We start from the raw sequence: 228 nt of genomic DNA, 5'->3' as shown, positions 1-228 counted from the left end.
TCCCCGGCGCGGGCGAGTTCTGCCTGGCGACCGAGCCGGTGATGCGGCGTGAGGGGCTGGCGAAATCCACGCCGGAGAACGTGCATCTGACGGCGGGGCAGACGGACCTGGAGGCCTCGCTGGATCAGCTGATGGCGCAGGCGTCGAGGCTGAAGCGGGTCAGTCTGGTGGTCGGCTGGTTCGGGGATGACGTGCGGATGGGCCATTGCCGCATCCGGCCGGGGGTGG

The 228-nt window shown here is 70.6% G+C and carries 1 protein-coding gene; it reads left to right on the top strand.

All coding sequences use genetic code 11. From position 1 onward, the window contains the following. A partial coding sequence (locus B3D50_RS07235) for a hypothetical protein (protein WP_414632911.1) occupies positions 1 to 228 on the top strand: 228 nt, incomplete at both ends.

The sequence above is a fragment of the Brevundimonas sp. UBA7507 genome, from assembly GCF_002478355.1.
Classification (GTDB): Bacteria; Pseudomonadota; Alphaproteobacteria; order Caulobacterales; family Caulobacteraceae; genus Brevundimonas; species Brevundimonas diminuta_D.
This window is presented reverse-complemented; position numbering and strand designations above follow the sequence as displayed.